Here is a 246-nt window from a genome sequence, read left to right as displayed (position 1 = left end):
TTCGCTTCCGATCTGGTAATCAAGGGGTAACATATCTCCTACTTTTTCCCACCCCCAGTATCCCTCAAACTGAATATCCAGCGGCTCAGTAATACTTCCTGTTTCGTCTAGAACAACACTTTTACTACGCAGGGAGATTACAGACGTCTGATAGGTAGGCTTGCGTGATCCAAACAGCATAGCTGACCTCACATAGGCCTCCTCTTCCTTTTCATGGGTATAAACCACCTGAAGATAATCCTGGAA

1 pseudogene is annotated in these 246 nt (G+C 45.5%); it reads right to left on the bottom strand.

Going from position 1 to position 246, the window contains the following annotated elements:
• A pseudogene (locus F752_RS26405) lies at positions 1-246 on the bottom strand (hypothetical protein); the annotation flags it as partial.

Origin of the sequence: Nafulsella turpanensis ZLM-10 (assembly GCF_000346615.1) — a bacterium.
GTDB lineage: Bacteria > Bacteroidota > Bacteroidia > Cytophagales > Cyclobacteriaceae > Nafulsella > Nafulsella turpanensis.
This window is presented reverse-complemented; position numbering and strand designations above follow the sequence as displayed.